This is a genomic window from Paenibacillus rubinfantis, from assembly GCF_001486505.1.
Lineage (GTDB): Bacteria > Bacillota > Bacilli > Paenibacillales > Paenibacillaceae > Fontibacillus > Fontibacillus rubinfantis.
In genome coordinates, this window is record NZ_LN909065.1 from 379,154 (window position 1) to 395,822 (window position 16,669).

Genomic DNA, 16,669 nt, shown 5'->3' on the forward strand with positions numbered 1-16,669 from the left:
TCTCTACTGTGATGATTGCTTGATTTGTTGCTTCAACCGCTGCTCCATCTCTTTCAGTTGGCCGGCGGCACCGGCATCCAACGGAAGAGCCGACGCATCTCGAACCGCCTGCAGCGCAAGCTCATAGTGCTCCAGCTCGCCATAGGCGATCGCCAGCCACACCTGGGCATCCAGCGACAACGGATCAAGTTCTACGGCGCGTTGCAGCATACGGGCTGCCGGCTCAGCCGCGGCTTTTCGCTGGCTGCCTGCCGTCTCCAGCTGCCGTTTGGCCATTTGCGTCAGTTCCATGGACTGCAAGCGGTCGTAATGCAGTTTATATTCGTCCTGCGCGGGCTCCAGAGCCGCTGCCAGGCGTGCATGTTGCAGCGCCTTATCCAATTGCCCGCTTCGAGCGCAGGTAATCGAGTACCGATAATGGATATCCGCGTGATCCGGTTGAACGTCCAGCGCCCGCTCGAACCAGTGCATCGCCTGCGCAAAGTCATTTTCGTAGATGCTTCGGTAAGCTCTTTGCAAATAATCCTCCGCCTTCATGTGCTATCCCCCCTTACTGTAGGGATGATCATACTAACAGCATATGAAGGATGACCCTATTCGGTGTCCTTTTTCGTCCATCGGTCCGCATCGCGGGTTGCGAATTTATGCATGACCTGATTATGGGCCTCGGTCAAGTTAATGCCAAGTGAGTTGGCGAAGCAAATCGTGATGAACAAAATATCGCCCAACTCCAGTTCAATGGAATTGTCCGGTTCGTCCTTCTTCTTTGGCTTCTCGCCAAAGGTATGATTGACCTCGCGAGCCAGCTCGCCCACTTCCTCCGCCATTCGGGCCAGCATGGTCAGCGGGCTGAAATAACCCTCTTTAAACTGCGAGATATAACGGTCTACTTCGCGCTGCATTTCCGCGAGAGATTTCTCTTTGTCTGATTCCAAGCTCCGATCCCTCCGCTTATGTCCCGTTTTCCCCTATGTTATCGTAAGTAGGTGACGAAAACAAATCATTTTTTAATCCGCACGGAAAAAGGTATACTAGGAAAGGCAGATCTAACCAATTGCCGATTTAATGCAACATCTCCATAAAACTATGTCAGGGACAGGTGAGGTTTTTTCATGGCTTCGAGCAAATTATCTGGAATTCTCAAAACGCTGCTGCCCATCTTGCTGGGTACAGCGATCTATGCGTTTGGACTCCTTTATTTTATCTTGCCCAACCAGCTGATGGAAGGCGGGGTTACCGGGGTTACGCTGCTGCTGAACTATGCGTTTGGCATCTCCCCTTCGCTTTCGAACCTGCTGCTGAACATCCCATTGTTTCTATTAGGCTGGAAAATCCTCGGCGGACGGCAAATTATCTGGACGGGAATTGGGATCGGTTCGCTGACCTTCTTTCTGTGGCTGTTCGAGCGGTTGATCCTCGGAGGCTGGATCCTGCCGTTCGAGACGCAAACAGACTATATTCTTGTTTCGTTATATGCGGGGGTGACGCTGGGGGCCGGGCTGGGGATCGTTTTCCGCTTTGGCGGCACAACGGGCGGATCGGATATCGTAGCACGAATTCTAGGGCGCAAATACGGATTTAGTATGGGACAGGTCATCTTGACGCTGGATATCGTCATTATCGGATTGTCGCTCTTCTATATTAGGAAGGAAAATATCTTATACACACTTGTAGCCGTATTTATCGCCTCTAAGGTAATCGACTTCATTCAGGAAGGCGCGTATTCCGCCAAAGCGTTTACGATTATTAGCGATCATGCCCCGGCGATTGCCGAAATCATTACGAAGGAGATGGATCGCGGCGTGACCTTGATCCCGGCGATCGGTGCTTATTCCAAGCAAGCAAAGCATATGGCTTACTGCGTCGTCTCGCGGCAGGAGATCCGGCGGCTGCAATCCATCGCCAAATCGGTTGACCCGCGGGCGTTTATTATTATCAACGACGTACATGATGTCCACGGGGAAGGGTTTAAAGAGGATTAAGCTAAAAAAGCAGGGAGGTTTAGGATATCCTAACCTCTCTGCTTTTTAAGTTCTGCTTGTGAATAGCGGTAAAACATGTCCTTATTATGCTGTAAATCCACTTTCCGCGACAAATAAGGGATATTTAGGGCGTTATTCTAGCCTGCCACCGATTTCGCAATCTACGATCTATAACCGATACGGATGAGCGTCTTCCTCCTTGCGCTGCTCCCGCACCGCCATGACCGTTTGTGAGGCGCGATACTTGCGGATCCCCGTGTAGGTCAACGCAAGCACGATCCAAAGCCCAATCAAGCCGCTCCAGTACCACGGGCTGTCAAAACCGGTGATCGGTAAAAATACGGGTTCATCTCCCCGGCGGCCGAACAACCCTTTTAGCGCCCCTTCCCCCTGAGCGATAGCCCCTTTTAAGGCGGACTCATCCCAGGTTCGTTCGTCGCTTAACCGGCCGGCGTAGGATAACCAAGACTCAAAACGGTTGATGTCGGATGCCGGTCGCCGGATCACTGCAGCGGGACGGACGACTTCGTAATGGCCTTGCAGCGCCTGAAATGCCTTCCGCACTTCCGTCGGTTTCCCGCCGGCGCGCGCCTTGTTCATCTGCTGCAAGTTATCGGCCATCACCTTATAATACTGCTGCCATAAGGCCTTGTCCGGATGCAGCAGGCTGTTAACCGCGAGCCGCAGGCGGGCCGAGGACAGCGCCCATTCCTCTGGCTGAACCTCCACTTTTACCAGCGTTTCCTTCGTATCCATAATCGTTTCCGCTAAGGCATGGATTCCCTCCACCGACGTTAATCCCTTGAAGGACACGCCCTCCAACGCGGAAATCAGCGTCTCCATATCCGCCAGCGATGCCTGGGCGTTTCCCTGCTGCATATGCTCGTACAACTGCTCCGAAGCAGACTCGAGTTGCTTCAACCGCTCGCTGCGCTCCTGCTCTGACAACACAGGCGCGCCAGCCGACGACGTTCCTGCCTTTCCAACGGTTCCGTTGCCTTCCGGTTGAGCCGACACCGCCGTACTCCAGAGCAGCATCACGGCAAGCAGAACCCATACGGCCGCTGTTCCTTTCATCCCCATTCTACTCACGGACATCCCCTCCCTACCATCATGGTATGGCAGGCTGTCCTACGTTAGAACCTTTGCTCTCTATGCGCGTTTCGCCCTTTTTAACGCCAGCCAACCGGTGATGATGCTAGCAAACGTTAAGGCCACGGTAAAGACCGCAACCCCCGACACATCGTCCCACAACGTCTCCGGCAGCCATGGGTAGACCTCATACCTATAATCCACCATATCATTTAGCAGCGTCCAGGCGCCGGCGCCAACTAGCATCAAGGGTCCAAACTTGTACAATCGAACGAATAGCAGTGCTTCTACCGCCATCGCCAAGTGAGAGGCAACCAGCATCCAATCTTGCCAGACGAGCTCCCCGCCTTGAAATGCGCCGGCAAAGATCATCGACACGGCCCAGACGCCATACTTCACGCTGGTCACGACGGCCAATCCCTCAATTAAGGTGCGCAGGCGGTAAAACTTTCCCAGCACGCTCGGGAACAGCAGAAATAGCAAGCTTAACGTAAAAAACAAACTCGCCGTAGGACTATCCGGGACGAACACGATCTGCCAATGCGGATGATTCCGCCAGGTATCGGCCAATTGGGCGTCATACCAGATGTAACCGTAGACCGTTCCCAGCAGATTACACACGAACAAGGCCCAGAGAATGAAGCGGGAGGATAAAAATGATGGACTCCAAAGATCCGTTAGTTTCAACGCGATATCCCTCTTTTACACGAAAATGGCACCGTCTCGATCCACGTCAATCGGTGCGCAAGCTTAAAAAAACCTGACCGCAACACGATCAGGTTTTTGGATTTCTTTTATTTTACTGTTCCGACTTTTGTTTCGCAAGCCATTCGGCCAAATGGTCGATGTCCTGATCCGTTAAACCGGCGTTGATCGCCGTCGTGTACATCTCAGGCATCTTGCCGTTATAGCCTTCTTTGATAATCGAGAGAATCGCTTCCTTGTCATGCTTGTCGCCAACCCCACGCAGCGAAGGTCCGCCTGCACCTTTCAGGTCTGCAGCATGGCAGGAGATGCAAGTCGCTGTCTTATAAGTTTCCATCGCCGGATCATCTTTATCCACGATAGCCACCTCTTCCTGGCGGTTTGCGTTGGAGGTCGGCAAGCCTTTTTCCCGATTCTCACGGGCTTTCTCTTCCCGCTGAATATGTTCAGGCACCTGCCCCGATGCTTCAAGCTCGTGCTGGTAATGCGTCCAAGCGAAGTTCGTCAAGTAAACGACCGCAGCGATCGACACCAGCATCAGCGCCGAAGCGATCGGACGTCTATAGAAGCGGCGCTCCTTCCCCCGATCCAGGAATGGTGCGAGCAGCAGCCCGCCGAACATCACCCCGGGAATCCCCAACGTCCCTAGTACGACGTAATCGCCGGAGGCATACGGATATTTCAAGTATTGGTACAGAAACAGGAAGTACCAGTCCGGCATGGGGATAACCGAAGCGGTTGGATTAGCCGGGAAGCCAAGCGGAGCCGGTTCCGAAATGGTCAGCACCAGGAAGCCAACAAGCACGACGACGCCGACCATCCATTCCTTCAGCAAAAAGTTAGGAATGAACGCTTCCGACTTGCCGGGATAAGCCGTATAATCCGGCGGCGTAATAAAACCTTTGCCCTTGCGGACGCGGGAATCGCCAACGAACACGACTTTTTCCTTAGAATTGTCTTGATGAGCCATGTCCCTTTTGCCCCCCTTCTTTTATAGAGGTATTTGAAAACTTCATTATTCAGATCAAGATGCACGACAAGTGCATTTCGATGTCAACTCTTACAACGGGCCAGAAATCCCTTGTCTGCGGATCATGATAAAGTGACCCACCAAAAGGATCAGCAATACCGCTGGAAGGAAGAACACGTGAATGGCAAAAAACCGAGTTAACGTTTCCGCGCCTACGATCGTACCGCCCTGCAGCAGTTCCTTAATGACCGGGCCCAACACAGGTACGGAGTTGGCGATTTCCAAGGTTACTTTCGTAGCGAAATACGCCTTGTTATCCCATGGCAACAAGTATCCCGTCAAACCGAGACCAATCATGACGAAGAAAATCAGCATTCCTACAACCCAGTTCATTTCGCGCGGGGCTTTATACGAGCCGGTGAAGAACACGCGAAGCGTATGTAAGAACATCATAACGATAACCAAGCTTGCCCCCCAGTGGTGCATCCCGCGGACGATTTGGCCAAATGCGACCTGCGTCTGCAAATATTCCACGCTGGCATAGGCGTTAATGATATCAGGAACGTAATACATGGTCAGAAACATCCCCGATAAAATCTGGATGACGGTAATAAAAAACGTCAGGCCGCCGAAGCAATACACAAACGCGGAAAAGTGATGCGCCGGGTTAACGTGCTCCGGGACCTCGTGATCGGCTACATCGCGCCAAATCGGCGTGATATCAAGACGTTCGTCAATCCAGTTGTACACATTTTTAAACATCCGAATCTACGCCTCCTTATTTCACGATGGTGTTCGGGATGATATCCCCCAGATATACCCAATCGTCCTTAATCATAACCTTGTACTCGTCCAGCGGCTTGGAAGCGACCGCCAACTGTTTGCCTTCTTTCGTGTAATGCGCGCCATGGCAAGGACAGTGGTATTCATCCGGGAAACTCTTGTCGTTATTCCAGCCGACCGTACATCCCAAATGCTTACAAATCGGTGAAAGCGCATAAATATTTCCGCTCTCGTCTTTGCGAATCCAAGCTGTAAGGGAGGCCGTGCTTAAATACCAGCCGTCCTGCTGCTTAAGCTCGAACGAGAATTCCTGCGGTTCGTTGGTGATCTTGCTGACTTCCACAACTTTAACGAAGGAGCCTTCGCCCTTCTTGTGCAAAATCGGATCCACCGCAAAACGAACCATAGGAAGCGTCACCCCACCCACCATGAATGCTGTGGCGCCCCCTAGCGTGTATGTAAGAAATTGCCGACGGGACATCTCTTTGCGAATAGGCGGTTTATGCGAGGATTCCTGCGGGTCATGCTGATTGCTCATATGTCTTCAACCCCCTTTGTCAAGCAATTGTTTCCGAGTTTTACAATGATATTTATCACAACATCGCGTAAGACATATTAATAATATATTAGCGTTTTAAGAGCGTCAAGAATTTGACACATTTTTTTGACCGTTGAAAAGCTTGTCCCGCCTTAAATTGTCGATATTTTGTCACAAACCCGGCCCCTTCTTACTTAACCACAATTCTTGTATAGCCGCTTTCACTCGTCCCCCGGCTCCTTCCCCGGAATCCAGCGCGAATCCGCGCGGTGTCACGATTAAATCAGCATGCGGAAGCTCCTCTGTCTTCCCCTCGAAATCAGCCGAAACGACAATAGCAAACGTAAATCCGCTGGACTTGACATTTCGGCACAGGTCATTTATCGCTTGCGTCATTCCTTCCGTTTGATATTGGAACGCCGGGTAGGTGACCACTCGCCCATTGAAAGGGATTTCCACCCAATCGAGTACATCCCTCAGTCTTTCCAATTTTTCCGTCACTTCATACGGTTGTTCCCGCCCGGTTAATCCCGTAACCGGGATCAGGCAGGTATCCAAATAAGGGCGCAACTCCTCCCAGGAGGATGCTTCGATTTCACTGAATTTCATACCCTAACCCCTTTTCCGATCGATGTCTCCCAATTATAAACAGAGATCCTTGACAAATCCATCCTGTCTAACCTAAAATCGATCTGCAATCCAGATCGTACTGGTTTTTAGATCGATTTATTTTCCAGAACGTGTTCTTACCCACATTCACTTGAGGAGGTTCTAGGATGAGCAGCAGCAAAAAATCCCCGATGCCCATCAACGCTGAACAAAGCAAGCTCTTGGAGAGCGCATTGCGGATCAAAATCCTGAATGTGCTGGCCGAGGAACCTCATACCTCCAAGCAGGTGGCCGACCTTCTAGGCAAAACTCCCGGCAACGTGCATTATCACATTCAGAAGCTGTATGACGGCGGACTGCTGGATTTGGTCAGCACCCAAACGGCTGGAGGCGTTCTTGAGAAGTATTACCGTTCCAAAACTACGTTTTTTAAGCCTGAACCCTTCCCCAGCTTCCATTATGTCGAAGGCATGCCGCAATACCGGGCAGCAACCCGCTTACTGCTCTCCCCGGCGCAATATCAGGAGTTCGTAGACGAGCTGGATGTCCTGATCCGGAAATGGGAAGCAAAGGACACCGACGGCGCTGAGTACGGCGTATTATTTACCTTGGGACGCGTGCAGGATAGTGACTCAAGTTCCGATTGAATCCGAGGAGGACCCGAATCTATGAATCTCGAAACTTCACAAATGGAAGACGGCGCGGCCAGTCTGACTGCCGAGCCTTCCCCCAAACCAACAACCCGAAACCCGTTAGCAGGATTCGCTGAGCCGTTCCGCAAGTCTAATGCCTTCCCCTATTTATGGCTCGGACAGTTGGTTTCCTTCCTTGGCAGCTCGGTTACCTTGGTGATTCTGCCGATCATCGTCTATTCCCTTACCGGATCAACCACAACGATGGGACTGCTTATGGCCGCATATATGTTGCCCAACATCATTATGCTGCCGATCTCCGGCACACTAGTCGACCGTTATAACCGCACGAATTTGATGTTGCTGACGGATATGCTTCGTTTTGCGGTGATGGCTACCTTAGCGGTCTTGTTATTTGCGGATGCTTTAACGATTCAATTGCTGTTTATCCTGGTCACATCATATGGCTTAATGGACGGCTTATTTCAGCCCGCTTATGCCGCGACCCGCGCAACGGTATTCACCCCGGATATCCGTAATTCCGCCAATGCGCTAACCCAAATCAGCAATCAAACGGTTCGTTTGATCGGACCTTCCCTGGGAGGAGTTCTGGTCACGTTCTTCTCTGCCGGTTGGGGAGTTGCCCTCGATGCCTTGACCTATGTCGCTTCGTTTCTCTGTTTGTTTGGGCTAAGGAAGCTTGTCCCGCATCGACCGAGGGCTGCCGACGAGAGCGCAGGAATGCGTGCGGATTTCAAGGAAGGCTTCGCCGTGCTGAAAGCCAAACCTTGGCTGTGGATTACCATAGTGGCCTTTTCGTTGGTTAATATTTGCTTTGGTGCGATTGTCACGGTGGTTATCCCTTGGTTATTTAAAATCCATCTGGATTTACAGCCGTATGTTTACGGTCTTGCTGTGACCTGCTCAGGCGTTGGCGCGATTGGTGCCGGTGTTCTGTTTGGCGCAAAGAGGCACTGGCGGCACCGCGGAGTAATTGCCTATGGCGGTGCATTACTCAGCGGGATCTCCTTGCTGCTGATGGCTACCGCTCCTGCCCCTGCCGTCCTCTGCGCCCTTTTTGCCTTGGAAGGATTCGGTCTGATGATGTTTGGCTTGATCTGGGAGACCAGCCTGCAGGAGCTGGTTCCGCAGGAAACGTTCGGTCGTGTGGCTAGCCTGGATATGCTCGGGTCGTTCGCCCTGCTCCCGATCGGCTATATCCTCGTTGGTTGGTTGGCGGATGTGATCGGGGGCTTGCAGACGATTGCGCTGTTTGCCTCCATCGGCACGCTGGCTGTTTTGGCCGTGATGTTTACCCCGGCTGTTCGCAACTACGATTAATTCCATTTCGCGTCTGCAAAAAAACCGTCCCATCCGTTCATGATCCTCATGAACAGAAGGGGCGGTTTACCTTCAGCGTTCTTCCAATGTTTTCAGTTCATCCGTCAGGAGCCGGAAGGCAACCTCATCGCCATTCGCCAGGGCGGTGTCGATCTCGTTGTAGATCTGTTCCGAGCGATGCTTCCGGAGCGCTTCGTCCCATATCATTTCCGCCGCTAATCCAAGCATTGCTTCATAAGTAACCTTCATCTGATCCATAGGATGCACCTCCAAACCCTCATTCCATGATTTCTTTGCACCCGTAGATGACTTTAGGACTCTCATCTAGGGAATTCGATATTCTTTTCCCTTAACCACATAACTTTCCGTCGTCCGCCGCATTCGGTCCAAATCCGCTTCGGTCAGCTCTCGAACAACTTTAGCAGGTGAACCCAGCGAAAGCGTATAGGGTGGGATCCTCGTATTCTCCGTCACTAAAGAACCTGCTCCTACTAAAGCATATTCACCGATATCCGCGCCGTTTAGGACGATCGCCCCCATGCCGATTAATGTGCCGGTGCCTATGAGGCACCCGTGGATCACGGCGGCATGTCCTACGGATACGTCGTCGCCCACGATCAAAGGCTGGGACGTATTCACATGTCCGATCACGCCGTCCTGCAGATTAGTGCGGCTGCCGATGACGATCTCTGCCAGATCGCCGCGAAGTACCGCGTTATACCAAATGCTCGACTCCTTGCCGATACGGACATCCCCAATCAGCTTGGCTCCTTCCGCAATAAACACGCTGCTATCCACCTGAGGGGATCTCCCTTGATAGGGAATCAACACGCCGATCACTCTCCTCGCTCGAATTGCGAGTGATTGTACCAACTCAGGGCACCCGTGTCAACGGCCCCTCCTCCCGCCCGGATGGCTCGCTGGGCCTAGGCCGGAGCCTCTTTGCTGTAGAAGTTTATGTAGGTGCGTTGATTTCTGAATTCAACGCTTAGGCCTTATGGAGTTGTTGTACCGCTTGTTTCCCAAACGGAGAGGCCTGCACATACCGTTCCCGCTGCTCGTCTTCCCCGAAACGTACCATGCCCAGATGCAACATCATCTGTAAGATTCGCTCATCAAACATCGAAGCCGGAGTGTCGTAAAAGAACGGTTTGATCAGCACCTCAACTCTTTCGAACAACGAAGGTACCGTCACCCAATCTTTCGAGCAGGACAAGATCCAGTATACCAGAGACAGCAAGTTAGGAATGGGCCCTTTATATAGTCTTAACCAGAAGCGGACGAACTGTATCATGGGCTCCTTGCGTTCCTCCGCCAGATAAGCGGCTCCTGCCTCCGTCAATTCCAGGCGATGGTTATTCTCCTGAATGAGACGGGTATGATAGGCATAATCGTAAAGGAGCGCAAAGCGATTCGGGTAATCCTTAAAACGGCGGCCGTACCCAAAACGCCATCCTTTGCCTACCAATCCCTCGGATACGTGCAGCGATTCCAGAATCTGCACCTGGTTTCTCCGATACATGACACCTTCGCTGTTGAGCGGGATATCATGCCGGGAAACGTATTGCAGGAAGAGCAACAGGTCAGCGGACAGCATATCCGGCTCCTCGCGGTACATCGGCGGTTCGGCGGCAGCCGCCTTCACTTCGGCAAGAAAACGGCGTTCCAGGGCTTCCCGAAACCGCCGCTTTAAATCTTCGGGGACCTCGAACAGGTAGCGAGTCTGTTGGGTTGTTCCGTTAAACAGCCAACCCTGCTGACGAAAGCGGGTGATCATTTCCCGCGGACTTTCCCGCTCCTTGGCATCGTCAGTAAAGCGCGAGCCCTGCGCACAGGCGATCAGTTCCTCCAAGCTGAACTGACGGCGTCCATCGAACAACAGGGTGTTCAGGAAACGCAAATCTTCCAAACTCATGCCGCCGATATGCCGCTCGATGAAATCCCGTCGGCCTACCGTCTGCAGGATGGATTGAATCAGTTCATGCTTCGAGTGCCCGCTGCATTCGCAGCGGTAATGATCCGCTATTCTACTGAGTTGACCGATATCGGCAAAAGTGAGCATATCCGCCAGATTCATAGTTTTACCGCCTCGCCGTTTTAATCCCATTATGGGAAGGTTTTCCGGCGTTTATTCCCGTTCTTCGAAAATTATCCCAAAAAATAGGCAAAAAAAATAAGCCGGCCTAAGCCGGTTTACTTCGGTTCCTCCACACTTTCCTTCAGGTGGCGCGTGCAATTATACAAACGCAAATCCCAGGATTGCTCTTTTCTCTCCAATATGGTTAAAGACAAATTCCCAATCCGCTCCTGGCATTGCTCCTGGTACAAAGCGATATATAACTGAGCCAACAGGCCGCCATGCGAAACGACCAACACATTGTTGTTTGCGTAACGCTCCGCCAAATCGCTCATAAAGGACAGAGCCCGCTGACGAATCTCCTCTTCTTTCTCTTGCCCCAGCTCGTGCCGGTCCCAATCCTTCCCCCATAACGTTTCCCGTTCCATCCAGGTCATGCCCTCAACCTGGCCAAATGACCGTTCCATCAAGCGCGAATCGGGATCGTACAGCGGAATCCCCAACGTCTCGGCCAAAATCGCACCGGTCTCCCGCGCCCGCGATAAGTTGCTCGTCAAGACGAAATCCCAGCGGTATTCGCCTTCTTCCTTTAATCTTTTGCCGAGCAGCCGAGCTTGTTGCCGCCCTTCATCATTTAAGGGAATATCGCTTTGCCCTTGTATTCTTCCTATGGCGTTCCAATCGGTGAGTCCGTGGCGAATCAAACCAACGAGCATATGCATCCCCCTTTAGATGTAAAAAACGCCCCGCCCGCTCCAGTAGCGGGAGAAGCGTTTGGTATACCAACGTTTATCTTTTGGTGCGGCGTAGCCCTTTCCAGGAAATGAGCGCCAGCAGCATGCCCCCCATGGATAACACCATCCAGTACTGCGGGTAAGCCGGCCCCATCTGCACGGCAAATGGTTCTACAATCCCTCGCGAGACGCTAGGCAAGGCGATGGAAAATTCCGTATACGCCTCCGACTCCGATTCGGCTGCCGCGACCGCGGTTGGAAGGATTCCCGTCATCGGCTCTGCCGCATTCCGATCGGATGAAGTGTGATCCATTAACAGAAAAACGAAGCTGCATAAGAAGATGGCTATAAAACTAGCGGCCCAAAACACGACTCTCCGCCGAATCCGGCGAGTGACGCCGCGCTTGACGTCGGGAGCCAGCCATGGTGATTCGGCATAAATCCGATCCATGACCCGCCGGTTGACCGCCTCCGCCTGTTCTTCCGTCACTTCCATCGGTATGTACTGCAGCATGTCCAAGCTTTCTTCCCATTGTTGGTATTCGCCCGTGCAAGACTCGCAGCCCAAAAGATGCCGCTCCAGCATAAGTCGCTGAGGGTGTTGTTCGGGCAAATCCCGCAACAATCCGAACAATTCTTGGGCCTCTCTACAATTCATCTGCTTTTCATCCCTTCGTAATGCTCGTAGATGGGTTCATAAAAGTAGGGTTCAAGCTGACTTTTAACACTGCTGCGCGCCCGGAACAACAGCGACTTCACGGCGCTGACGCTCTGCCCCAGAATATTCGCGATCTCCTGGTAATCCAATTGATCGTATTCGCGCAAGATCAAAGCCGATCTTTGCTTCTCCGGCAGATTGTTGATCGCTTCTCTCACCATGCCCACTTTCTCGCTCCGCAATACCGCCTGCTCGGGGGCGATCTCGCTTGGCGCTACGGGAACGATCCCGCTTTCATCCAAGGGGACGTTGCCGTTTCTTTGCTTGCGGAGTTCGCTGAGCACCGTATTCCGGGCAATCGTGTACAACCAGGTTGAGAAAGAAGCATCCACCTCTCTGAAGGAATGCAAGCTGCGAAATGCTTTATAGAACGTTTCCGAGCATAAATCTTCGGCAAGCAGCTCCATATGAGCGCTCTTTAACATGTGATAAACGAAGGCCAAGATCTTCCGCTGATACCTTCGCATAAGCTCCGAGTACAGCTCCGTATTGCCTTCCTTAATCTCGCGAATCATTTGGGAATCCGTCATTTAGGTGCGATCCTCCTCGCGCTTCCATGGGCCATCTTCCCGTTCGATTCCAACAATTATTACCGAACAGGTTTCAAAAAGTTGCGGTGATCTATGTAACTTCGATAAAAAATTTAATCGACATGAAAGCAAATTAGCAGTGTAGCCAAACATCGAAGATATTATACCACAGGAGTTGGATTTATAAAAACATCCAATCCTGCTTAATTCATGGCAAAATTCGAAGGGATGCGATTTATCCTTGCCAGCCGATCCATAAATTCCCAGAGCTCTGCCTATTATGGCAAAGCTCTGGGCCGTCATTTTGAGCCGAAGCTAGGGGCGTAAGTCAGCTGCCGTAGCCGCGTAGAGGCGCGCCGCAGAATCCTGGACGTCAGTCGCTTGCGTGACAGCGGAAATCACGGCAACGCCATCCGCCCCGGCGCGGATCACTTCACCCGCCGTCTCCGTGGTGATGCCGCCGATGCCGACCAGCGGTGAGGTGATACCGCGGGCGCGCAGCTCGCGGATCAAGCCCGGCCCTTGCGGCGCCTTGGCGTCCGCTTTCGAGGCCGTGGGATAGATCGGCCCGATGCCAAGGTAATCGGCGCCATGCCGTACGGCGGCCTCCGCTTCGGCGAATGTGTGCGCGGAGACGCCGAGGATGCGGTCGACGATCCGGTCGCGAACCCGCGCGGCCGCCTCGTCCTCCTGGCCGACATGAACGCCGTCGGCCCCGATCTCGAGGGCCAGTTCCACGTCATCGTTGACGAGGAACGGGACACCCCGCCGCCGGCAAGCCGCCTGCAGCTGGACGGCAAGCGCACGCAGCGGCTCCCCGGTGAGCGCTCCCGGCCCCTTCTCGCGGAATTGCACCAGCGTGATGCCGCCGGTTAGCGCCTCTTCCAATACGCGGAGTGGATGGTCACGGCAGTTCGTGCTGCCAAGCACCAAATACGCGCGCAACAGCTTACGCATGCGGTCTCCCGCAATGCGGCCGCTCCCGACACCGCCGCTCATCGGGAGGCTCCTTGCAGCCGGCGATAAGCGAAATGGTTGGTCGGGCCATGCCCCTGTCCCAACCGAAGCTCCTGCTCGATCGCTGCCTGGATAAAGGCTCGCGCGATTCGCACCGCCTCCAGGGCCGGCGTTCCCTTGGCGAGCTCCGCCGTCAACGCGGCCGAGAACGTGCAGCCCGTGCCATGCGTATGCGGCGTGGGAATGCGCTGCCCAACCAATTCGGTGAAGGCCGCCCCGTCGTAATACAAATCGACGATCCGGTCGCCGGGATCTACATCGTGGCCGCCTTTGACAACGACCTGACGCGCCCCGTAGGCACAGATTCGTTTGGCCGCCTCACGGCGGTCCTCCATGCTGCGGATCGTCAAGCCGGACAATACCTCCGCTTCAGGGAGGTTGGGCGTCACGAGATATGCCAACGGCAGCAGCTGCCCGCGCAGCGCCTGCACCGCTTCCGACTGCAGCAAGGAAGCCCCGCCTTTAGCGACCATCACCGGATCGACGACCACTTGGGTCCAGCCGAAAGCGCGAATTTGCGCGGCAACGGCCTCGATGATCTCCGCGCTGAACAGCATCCCGGTTTTTAACGCATCTACGCCAAGATCCGAACCAACCGCCTCAATTTGCTCCGCGGCGGCTTCCGGAGGCAGCGGGTAGACCTTCGATACGCCTAGTGTATTTTGGACCGTCACCGCGGTGATCGCCGACATGCCGTAAACGTCCAGCTCCTGGAACGTTTTGAGGTCGGCTTGAATGCCGGCTCCGCCGCCGCTGTCCGACCCGGCAATCGTTAACGCTCTGGCGATCCGGCTCATCCGACCCACCATCCGCCGGTGCCGGTCGCCTGCAATTCGGTCACCGCCGCGTGACCCTTGAGTGAATGCGGGTGAAGCTTCGCCAGCTCGTCGAGGAATGCGATCTGGAAGCTGCCCGGGCCGGCGGAAGCCGTCCGCTCGGCCGCTCGGGAGGCGGCGGCGCCGTAGAACGCCATCGGTCGCTTCGGTGCCCGCGGCGTCGCCGGCGTCCACGCCCTTGATCTCGCGGGATTCCCCGAAGAGATGGGCGATTTCCGCCGCATTGCCGCGCACGAGCGACACCTTCACCTCGCGCAGGATGCGCAGGGCCGATTCGGTCCGGAACGCGGTGGCGCCCGCGCCAACCGGATCAAGCAGCACCGGTACGCCGTGGGCGTTCGCCGACCGGCCCGCAAGGATCATCGCCTCAACCTGCGGCGTCGATAGCGTGCCGATGTTCAGGACGAGCGCCCCGGCGATTTTAGCCATATCCGCCACCTCCTCGGGCGCGTAAGCCATGACCGGTGACGCGCCCAGCGCGTACAAGCCGTTGGCCGTAAAATTCGTGACGACAACGTTGGTGATGTTATGGACGAGCGGTTTCGTATTTTGTACCTTTTCCAGGACATCGGAAAGTTCTTTTTCTAACAAGCTCATGGACTTTCAACCTCTCTTTCGATCATTTGACTGGTTTCGCGGAAAGGTCAGCGGCTCGCCGCGACGTCCGGCTGCAGCATCGGTAGGGCTACCGGCCAGTCTTCCAGCCGATACGCCATGTCCCAGAAGAGATATTCCAGCTGGCAGCTCTGCAAAAAATGCTCGGCCATACGTTGTCGCTCCGCCGGATTGGCGGTTTCTGCCCATTGGTCCAACGCCTGTTTGAACTTTTCTGTGACACCTCCCGCCCGTTGACCGTAGAACGTGATCCACTCATAATACGGATGCTCCGGCGTTGGTTGTACTTCCTCCAGCAGCTTCTGACCGATCTCCAGATAAGTCCATGGACAAGGCAGGAGCACTGCAAAAATTTCTCCCAAACTTCCTTCATGGGCCACCGTCAGCATATGACGGATGTAATGATGTGCCGAAGGCGCAAGCGGAAAGCCCTGCAGATCCTCAAAGTTCACCCCGGCGACTCGGCAGAAATTGTGATGTGGATGGATCTCGCTGTTTAAGATGAAATCGATCTGTTGATTGAACACCGCGATCTCCTCGCGGGTGTGACACTTGGAAATCGCGATCCCGTAGATCCGCATATAGGCATTTAAATATTCAAAGTCCTGCTTCACGTAATGAATCAGCTGTTCTTTCTGTAATTGGCCGCTCGCAATCCCTCTGACAAATGGATGATCGAATATCGCTTGATAAATTCCGTCCGCCTGCTTGCGCAACTCTTGAGAAAAACTCAACATCTCCACCTCCCGTCATATTGGCAAGGAAATCCCCCGAGAGGACAACGGCGAACCCCGCGGCCATGAGAGCGCAAAAAAGCCGCTCCGTAGAGGGAGCGGCTGTATCAAGCCCTAGGCAATCCGGTATACGGCAGCCTAAGACCCTTTCACATGGGCCGGCTCCACTTTCCTACGCTAGTATGAACTAGATCAGGTTCAAAGGGTCCAAGATGGTCTCTTGTCTCAGCCGATTACGGCGCCCCTAGTGGATTTCCTATGTAATTCATCTTTTACTCTACCGACCCTTGCCTGGATTGTCAATCCCGTCCAGTAAAAAGAATAGTTGGATTGCTTGCGTCTCTCGTCTACACCAACCCCGCCCGACTGCATAGCATAAATAACAGGGAATTGTTCCCGATCTGTTCCCATGACATGCAACCGGACTCCATCAAGTTAAGGAAGGTTAAGCCATGAACTCAGCCGGAAAGAACAAGTCCTCGTCCTCCAGCAAGAAAAACGGCAAAAAGGGCGGTTTCCGGCCCAAAACCCCGGAATATACCGTAGCAGCGCTGCTGCTCTCCGGCAAGCTTCGCGTGGATTCCGTCCAGTTATACCGCAACGCGACCATGTTCGTCTCCCTCGTTGGCGAATACAAAACGATCAGCAGTGACGCCAATGCCGACAAGCTGCTGAACTTCCTCAACGAAAACGGGGATATCACCATCAACGACATCGTTAATGCTATGAAGAAAAAAGCGGACAATTCCTCCTGAA

21 protein-coding genes, 1 pseudogene and 1 riboswitch are annotated in these 16,669 nt (G+C 53.7%); of the genes and pseudogenes, 4 read left to right on the forward strand and 18 right to left on the reverse strand.

Annotated elements, in window-relative coordinates:
• Positions 1 to 3: 3 nt before the first annotated feature.
• Together BN3277_RS13115 and BN3277_RS13120 are read right to left on the reverse strand one after the other, a co-directional pair.
• Positions 4 to 537: a tetratricopeptide repeat protein gene (locus tag BN3277_RS13115; protein ID WP_059043350.1), complete on the reverse strand. Its 534-nt coding sequence runs from the start codon at positions 535 to 537 to the stop codon at positions 4 to 6.
• 56 nt (positions 538 to 593) lie between these two features.
• On the reverse strand, positions 594 to 902 hold the full coding sequence (locus BN3277_RS13120; protein ID WP_059044770.1) for a nucleotide pyrophosphohydrolase: 309 nt from the start codon (positions 900 to 902) through the stop codon (positions 594 to 596).
• 210 nt (positions 903 to 1,112) lie between these two features.
• Between BN3277_RS13120 and BN3277_RS13125 the strand changes: the two genes are divergently transcribed.
• Entirely contained in the window at positions 1,113 to 1,982 is an 870-nt protein-coding gene (locus BN3277_RS13125) for a YitT family protein (RefSeq protein ID WP_059043352.1), read from the forward strand.
• A 168-nt stretch (positions 1,983 to 2,150) separates the two neighbouring features.
• Here BN3277_RS13125 and BN3277_RS13130 read toward each other — a convergent pair whose 3' ends face one another.
• From BN3277_RS13130 to BN3277_RS13155, 6 genes are all read right to left on the reverse strand, one after another.
• Positions 2,151 to 3,065, reverse strand: a complete 915-nt coding sequence (locus tag BN3277_RS13130) for a sporulation protein YpjB (protein ID WP_232436450.1) — start codon at positions 3,063 to 3,065, stop codon at positions 2,151 to 2,153.
• Positions 3,066 to 3,134: 69 nt separating this feature from the next.
• Positions 3,135 to 3,761, reverse strand: coding sequence for a DUF1405 domain-containing protein (locus BN3277_RS13135; RefSeq protein ID WP_059043355.1), 627 nt, complete (start codon positions 3,759 to 3,761; stop codon positions 3,135 to 3,137).
• A gap of 112 nt (positions 3,762 to 3,873) precedes the next feature.
• Positions 3,874 to 4,749 (reverse strand): menaquinol-cytochrome c reductase cytochrome b/c subunit, encoded by an 876-nt coding sequence (locus tag BN3277_RS13140; protein ID WP_059043357.1) that lies wholly within the window; start codon positions 4,747 to 4,749, stop codon positions 3,874 to 3,876.
• Positions 4,750 to 4,839: 90 nt separating this feature from the next.
• Positions 4,840 to 5,511: a menaquinol-cytochrome c reductase cytochrome b subunit gene (gene qcrB, locus BN3277_RS13145; RefSeq protein ID WP_016311825.1), complete on the reverse strand. Its 672-nt coding sequence runs from the start codon at positions 5,509 to 5,511 to the stop codon at positions 4,840 to 4,842.
• Positions 5,512 to 5,527: 16 nt separating this feature from the next.
• A complete protein-coding gene (locus tag BN3277_RS13150) occupies positions 5,528 to 6,070 on the reverse strand; it encodes a QcrA and Rieske domain-containing protein (RefSeq protein ID WP_059043359.1) in 543 nt (180 codons plus the stop codon).
• A gap of 171 nt (positions 6,071 to 6,241) precedes the next feature.
• Complete coding sequence (locus BN3277_RS13155) at positions 6,242 to 6,679, reverse strand: DUF2487 family protein (RefSeq protein ID WP_059043361.1); 438 nt, start codon at positions 6,677 to 6,679, stop codon at positions 6,242 to 6,244.
• A 167-nt stretch (positions 6,680 to 6,846) separates the two neighbouring features.
• Between BN3277_RS13155 and BN3277_RS13160 the strand changes: the two genes are divergently transcribed.
• Together BN3277_RS13160 and BN3277_RS13165 are read left to right on the forward strand one after the other, a co-directional pair.
• Positions 6,847 to 7,326: an ArsR/SmtB family transcription factor gene (locus BN3277_RS13160; RefSeq protein ID WP_059043363.1), complete on the forward strand. Its 480-nt coding sequence runs from the start codon at positions 6,847 to 6,849 to the stop codon at positions 7,324 to 7,326.
• Between the two features lie 21 nt (positions 7,327 to 7,347).
• The gene (locus BN3277_RS13165) at positions 7,348 to 8,652 is read left to right on the forward strand and encodes an MFS transporter (protein ID WP_232436422.1); all 1,305 of its coding nucleotides are present in this window, start codon (positions 7,348 to 7,350) and stop codon (positions 8,650 to 8,652) included.
• Between the two features lie 72 nt (positions 8,653 to 8,724).
• Here the strand turns inward: BN3277_RS13165 and BN3277_RS13170 are convergent, their stop codons facing one another.
• From BN3277_RS13170 to tenA, 10 genes and pseudogenes are all read right to left on the reverse strand, one after another.
• A complete protein-coding gene (locus BN3277_RS13170; protein ID WP_009226994.1) occupies positions 8,725 to 8,910 on the reverse strand; it encodes an IDEAL domain-containing protein in 186 nt (61 codons plus the stop codon).
• Positions 8,911 to 8,976: 66 nt separating this feature from the next.
• On the reverse strand, positions 8,977 to 9,483 hold the full coding sequence (locus tag BN3277_RS13175; RefSeq protein ID WP_059043364.1) for a gamma carbonic anhydrase family protein: 507 nt from the start codon (positions 9,481 to 9,483) through the stop codon (positions 8,977 to 8,979).
• A 157-nt stretch (positions 9,484 to 9,640) separates the two neighbouring features.
• On the reverse strand, positions 9,641 to 10,729 hold the full coding sequence (locus BN3277_RS13180) for a DUF5302 domain-containing protein (RefSeq protein ID WP_059043366.1): 1,089 nt from the start codon (positions 10,727 to 10,729) through the stop codon (positions 9,641 to 9,643).
• 116 nt (positions 10,730 to 10,845) lie between these two features.
• Positions 10,846 to 11,445 carry a histidine phosphatase family protein gene (locus BN3277_RS13185; RefSeq protein ID WP_059043368.1) on the reverse strand — a complete coding sequence of 200 codons (600 nt, stop codon included), beginning with the start codon at positions 11,443 to 11,445 and terminating at the stop codon, positions 10,846 to 10,848.
• A 73-nt stretch (positions 11,446 to 11,518) separates the two neighbouring features.
• Positions 11,519 to 12,121, reverse strand: a complete 603-nt coding sequence (locus tag BN3277_RS13190; protein WP_059043370.1) for an anti-sigma factor family protein — start codon at positions 12,119 to 12,121, stop codon at positions 11,519 to 11,521.
• On the reverse strand, positions 12,118 to 12,711 hold the full coding sequence (locus tag BN3277_RS13195; protein WP_059043372.1) for an RNA polymerase sigma factor: 594 nt from the start codon (positions 12,709 to 12,711) through the stop codon (positions 12,118 to 12,120). Before BN3277_RS13195 ends, BN3277_RS13190 begins: the two co-directional genes overlap by 4 nt.
• Before the next feature lie 315 nt (positions 12,712 to 13,026).
• Entirely contained in the window at positions 13,027 to 13,668 is a 642-nt protein-coding gene (thiE, locus tag BN3277_RS13200; protein ID WP_269147771.1) for a thiamine phosphate synthase, read from the reverse strand.
• A 38-nt stretch (positions 13,669 to 13,706) separates the two neighbouring features.
• On the reverse strand, positions 13,707 to 14,525 hold the full coding sequence (gene thiD / locus BN3277_RS13205; protein WP_059044777.1) for a bifunctional hydroxymethylpyrimidine kinase/phosphomethylpyrimidine kinase: 819 nt from the start codon (positions 14,523 to 14,525) through the stop codon (positions 13,707 to 13,709).
• Positions 14,522 to 15,161, reverse strand: a pseudogene (locus tag BN3277_RS25100) (hydroxyethylthiazole kinase). The gene thiD and the pseudogene BN3277_RS25100 overlap by 4 nt, the downstream one beginning before the upstream one ends.
• 47 nt (positions 15,162 to 15,208) lie before the next feature.
• On the reverse strand, positions 15,209 to 15,913 hold the full coding sequence (gene tenA, locus BN3277_RS13210) for a thiaminase II (protein ID WP_059044780.1): 705 nt from the start codon (positions 15,911 to 15,913) through the stop codon (positions 15,209 to 15,211).
• Between the two features lie 152 nt (positions 15,914 to 16,065).
• A riboswitch (TPP riboswitch) is annotated at positions 16,066 to 16,169 on the reverse strand.
• A gap of 196 nt (positions 16,170 to 16,365) precedes the next feature.
• Here tenA and BN3277_RS13215 point away from each other — a divergent pair.
• Positions 16,366 to 16,668 carry a hypothetical protein gene (locus BN3277_RS13215; protein ID WP_059043375.1) on the forward strand — a complete coding sequence of 101 codons (303 nt, stop codon included), beginning with the start codon at positions 16,366 to 16,368 and terminating at the stop codon, positions 16,666 to 16,668.
• The last annotated feature ends 1 nt before the right edge of the window (position 16,669 follow it).

Excerpts from the sequence above, each read along its gene's own strand:
- BN3277_RS13115 (WP_059043350.1), bottom strand. The coding sequence starts at position 537 with ATGAAGGCGGAGGATTATTTGCAAAGAGCTTACCGAAGCATCTACGAA.
- BN3277_RS13120 (WP_059044770.1), bottom strand. The coding sequence starts at position 902 with ATGCAGCGCGAAGTAGACCGTTATATCTCGCAGTTTAAAGAGGGTTAT.
- BN3277_RS13125 (WP_059043352.1), top strand. The coding sequence starts at position 1,113 with ATGGCTTCGAGCAAATTATCTGGAATTCTCAAAACGCTGCTGCCCATC.
- BN3277_RS13130 (WP_232436450.1), bottom strand. The coding sequence starts at position 3,065 with ATGGGGATGAAAGGAACAGCGGCCGTATGGGTTCTGCTTGCCGTGATG.
- BN3277_RS13140 (WP_059043357.1), bottom strand. The coding sequence starts at position 4,749 with ATGGCTCATCAAGACAATTCTAAGGAAAAAGTCGTGTTCGTTGGCGAT.
- qcrB (WP_016311825.1), bottom strand. The coding sequence starts at position 5,511 with ATGTTTAAAAATGTGTACAACTGGATTGACGAACGTCTTGATATCACG.
- BN3277_RS13150 (WP_059043359.1), bottom strand. The coding sequence starts at position 6,070 with ATGAGCAATCAGCATGACCCGCAGGAATCCTCGCATAAACCGCCTATT.
- BN3277_RS13155 (WP_059043361.1), bottom strand. The coding sequence starts at position 6,679 with ATGAAATTCAGTGAAATCGAAGCATCCTCCTGGGAGGAGTTGCGCCCT.
- BN3277_RS13160 (WP_059043363.1), top strand. The coding sequence starts at position 6,847 with ATGAGCAGCAGCAAAAAATCCCCGATGCCCATCAACGCTGAACAAAGC.
- BN3277_RS13165 (WP_232436422.1), top strand. The coding sequence starts at position 7,348 with ATGAATCTCGAAACTTCACAAATGGAAGACGGCGCGGCCAGTCTGACT.
- BN3277_RS13170 (WP_009226994.1), bottom strand. The coding sequence starts at position 8,910 with ATGGATCAGATGAAGGTTACTTATGAAGCAATGCTTGGATTAGCGGCG.
- BN3277_RS13180 (WP_059043366.1), bottom strand. The coding sequence starts at position 10,729 with ATGAATCTGGCGGATATGCTCACTTTTGCCGATATCGGTCAACTCAGT.
- BN3277_RS13185 (WP_059043368.1), bottom strand. The coding sequence starts at position 11,445 with ATGCTCGTTGGTTTGATTCGCCACGGACTCACCGATTGGAACGCCATA.
- BN3277_RS13190 (WP_059043370.1), bottom strand. The coding sequence starts at position 12,121 with ATGAATTGTAGAGAGGCCCAAGAATTGTTCGGATTGTTGCGGGATTTG.
- BN3277_RS13195 (WP_059043372.1), bottom strand. The coding sequence starts at position 12,711 with ATGACGGATTCCCAAATGATTCGCGAGATTAAGGAAGGCAATACGGAG.
- thiE (WP_269147771.1), bottom strand. The coding sequence starts at position 13,668 with ATGCGTAAGCTGTTGCGCGCGTATTTGGTGCTTGGCAGCACGAACTGC.
- thiD (WP_059044777.1), bottom strand. The coding sequence starts at position 14,525 with ATGAGCCGGATCGCCAGAGCGTTAACGATTGCCGGGTCGGACAGCGGC.
- BN3277_RS13215 (WP_059043375.1), top strand. The coding sequence starts at position 16,366 with ATGAACTCAGCCGGAAAGAACAAGTCCTCGTCCTCCAGCAAGAAAAAC.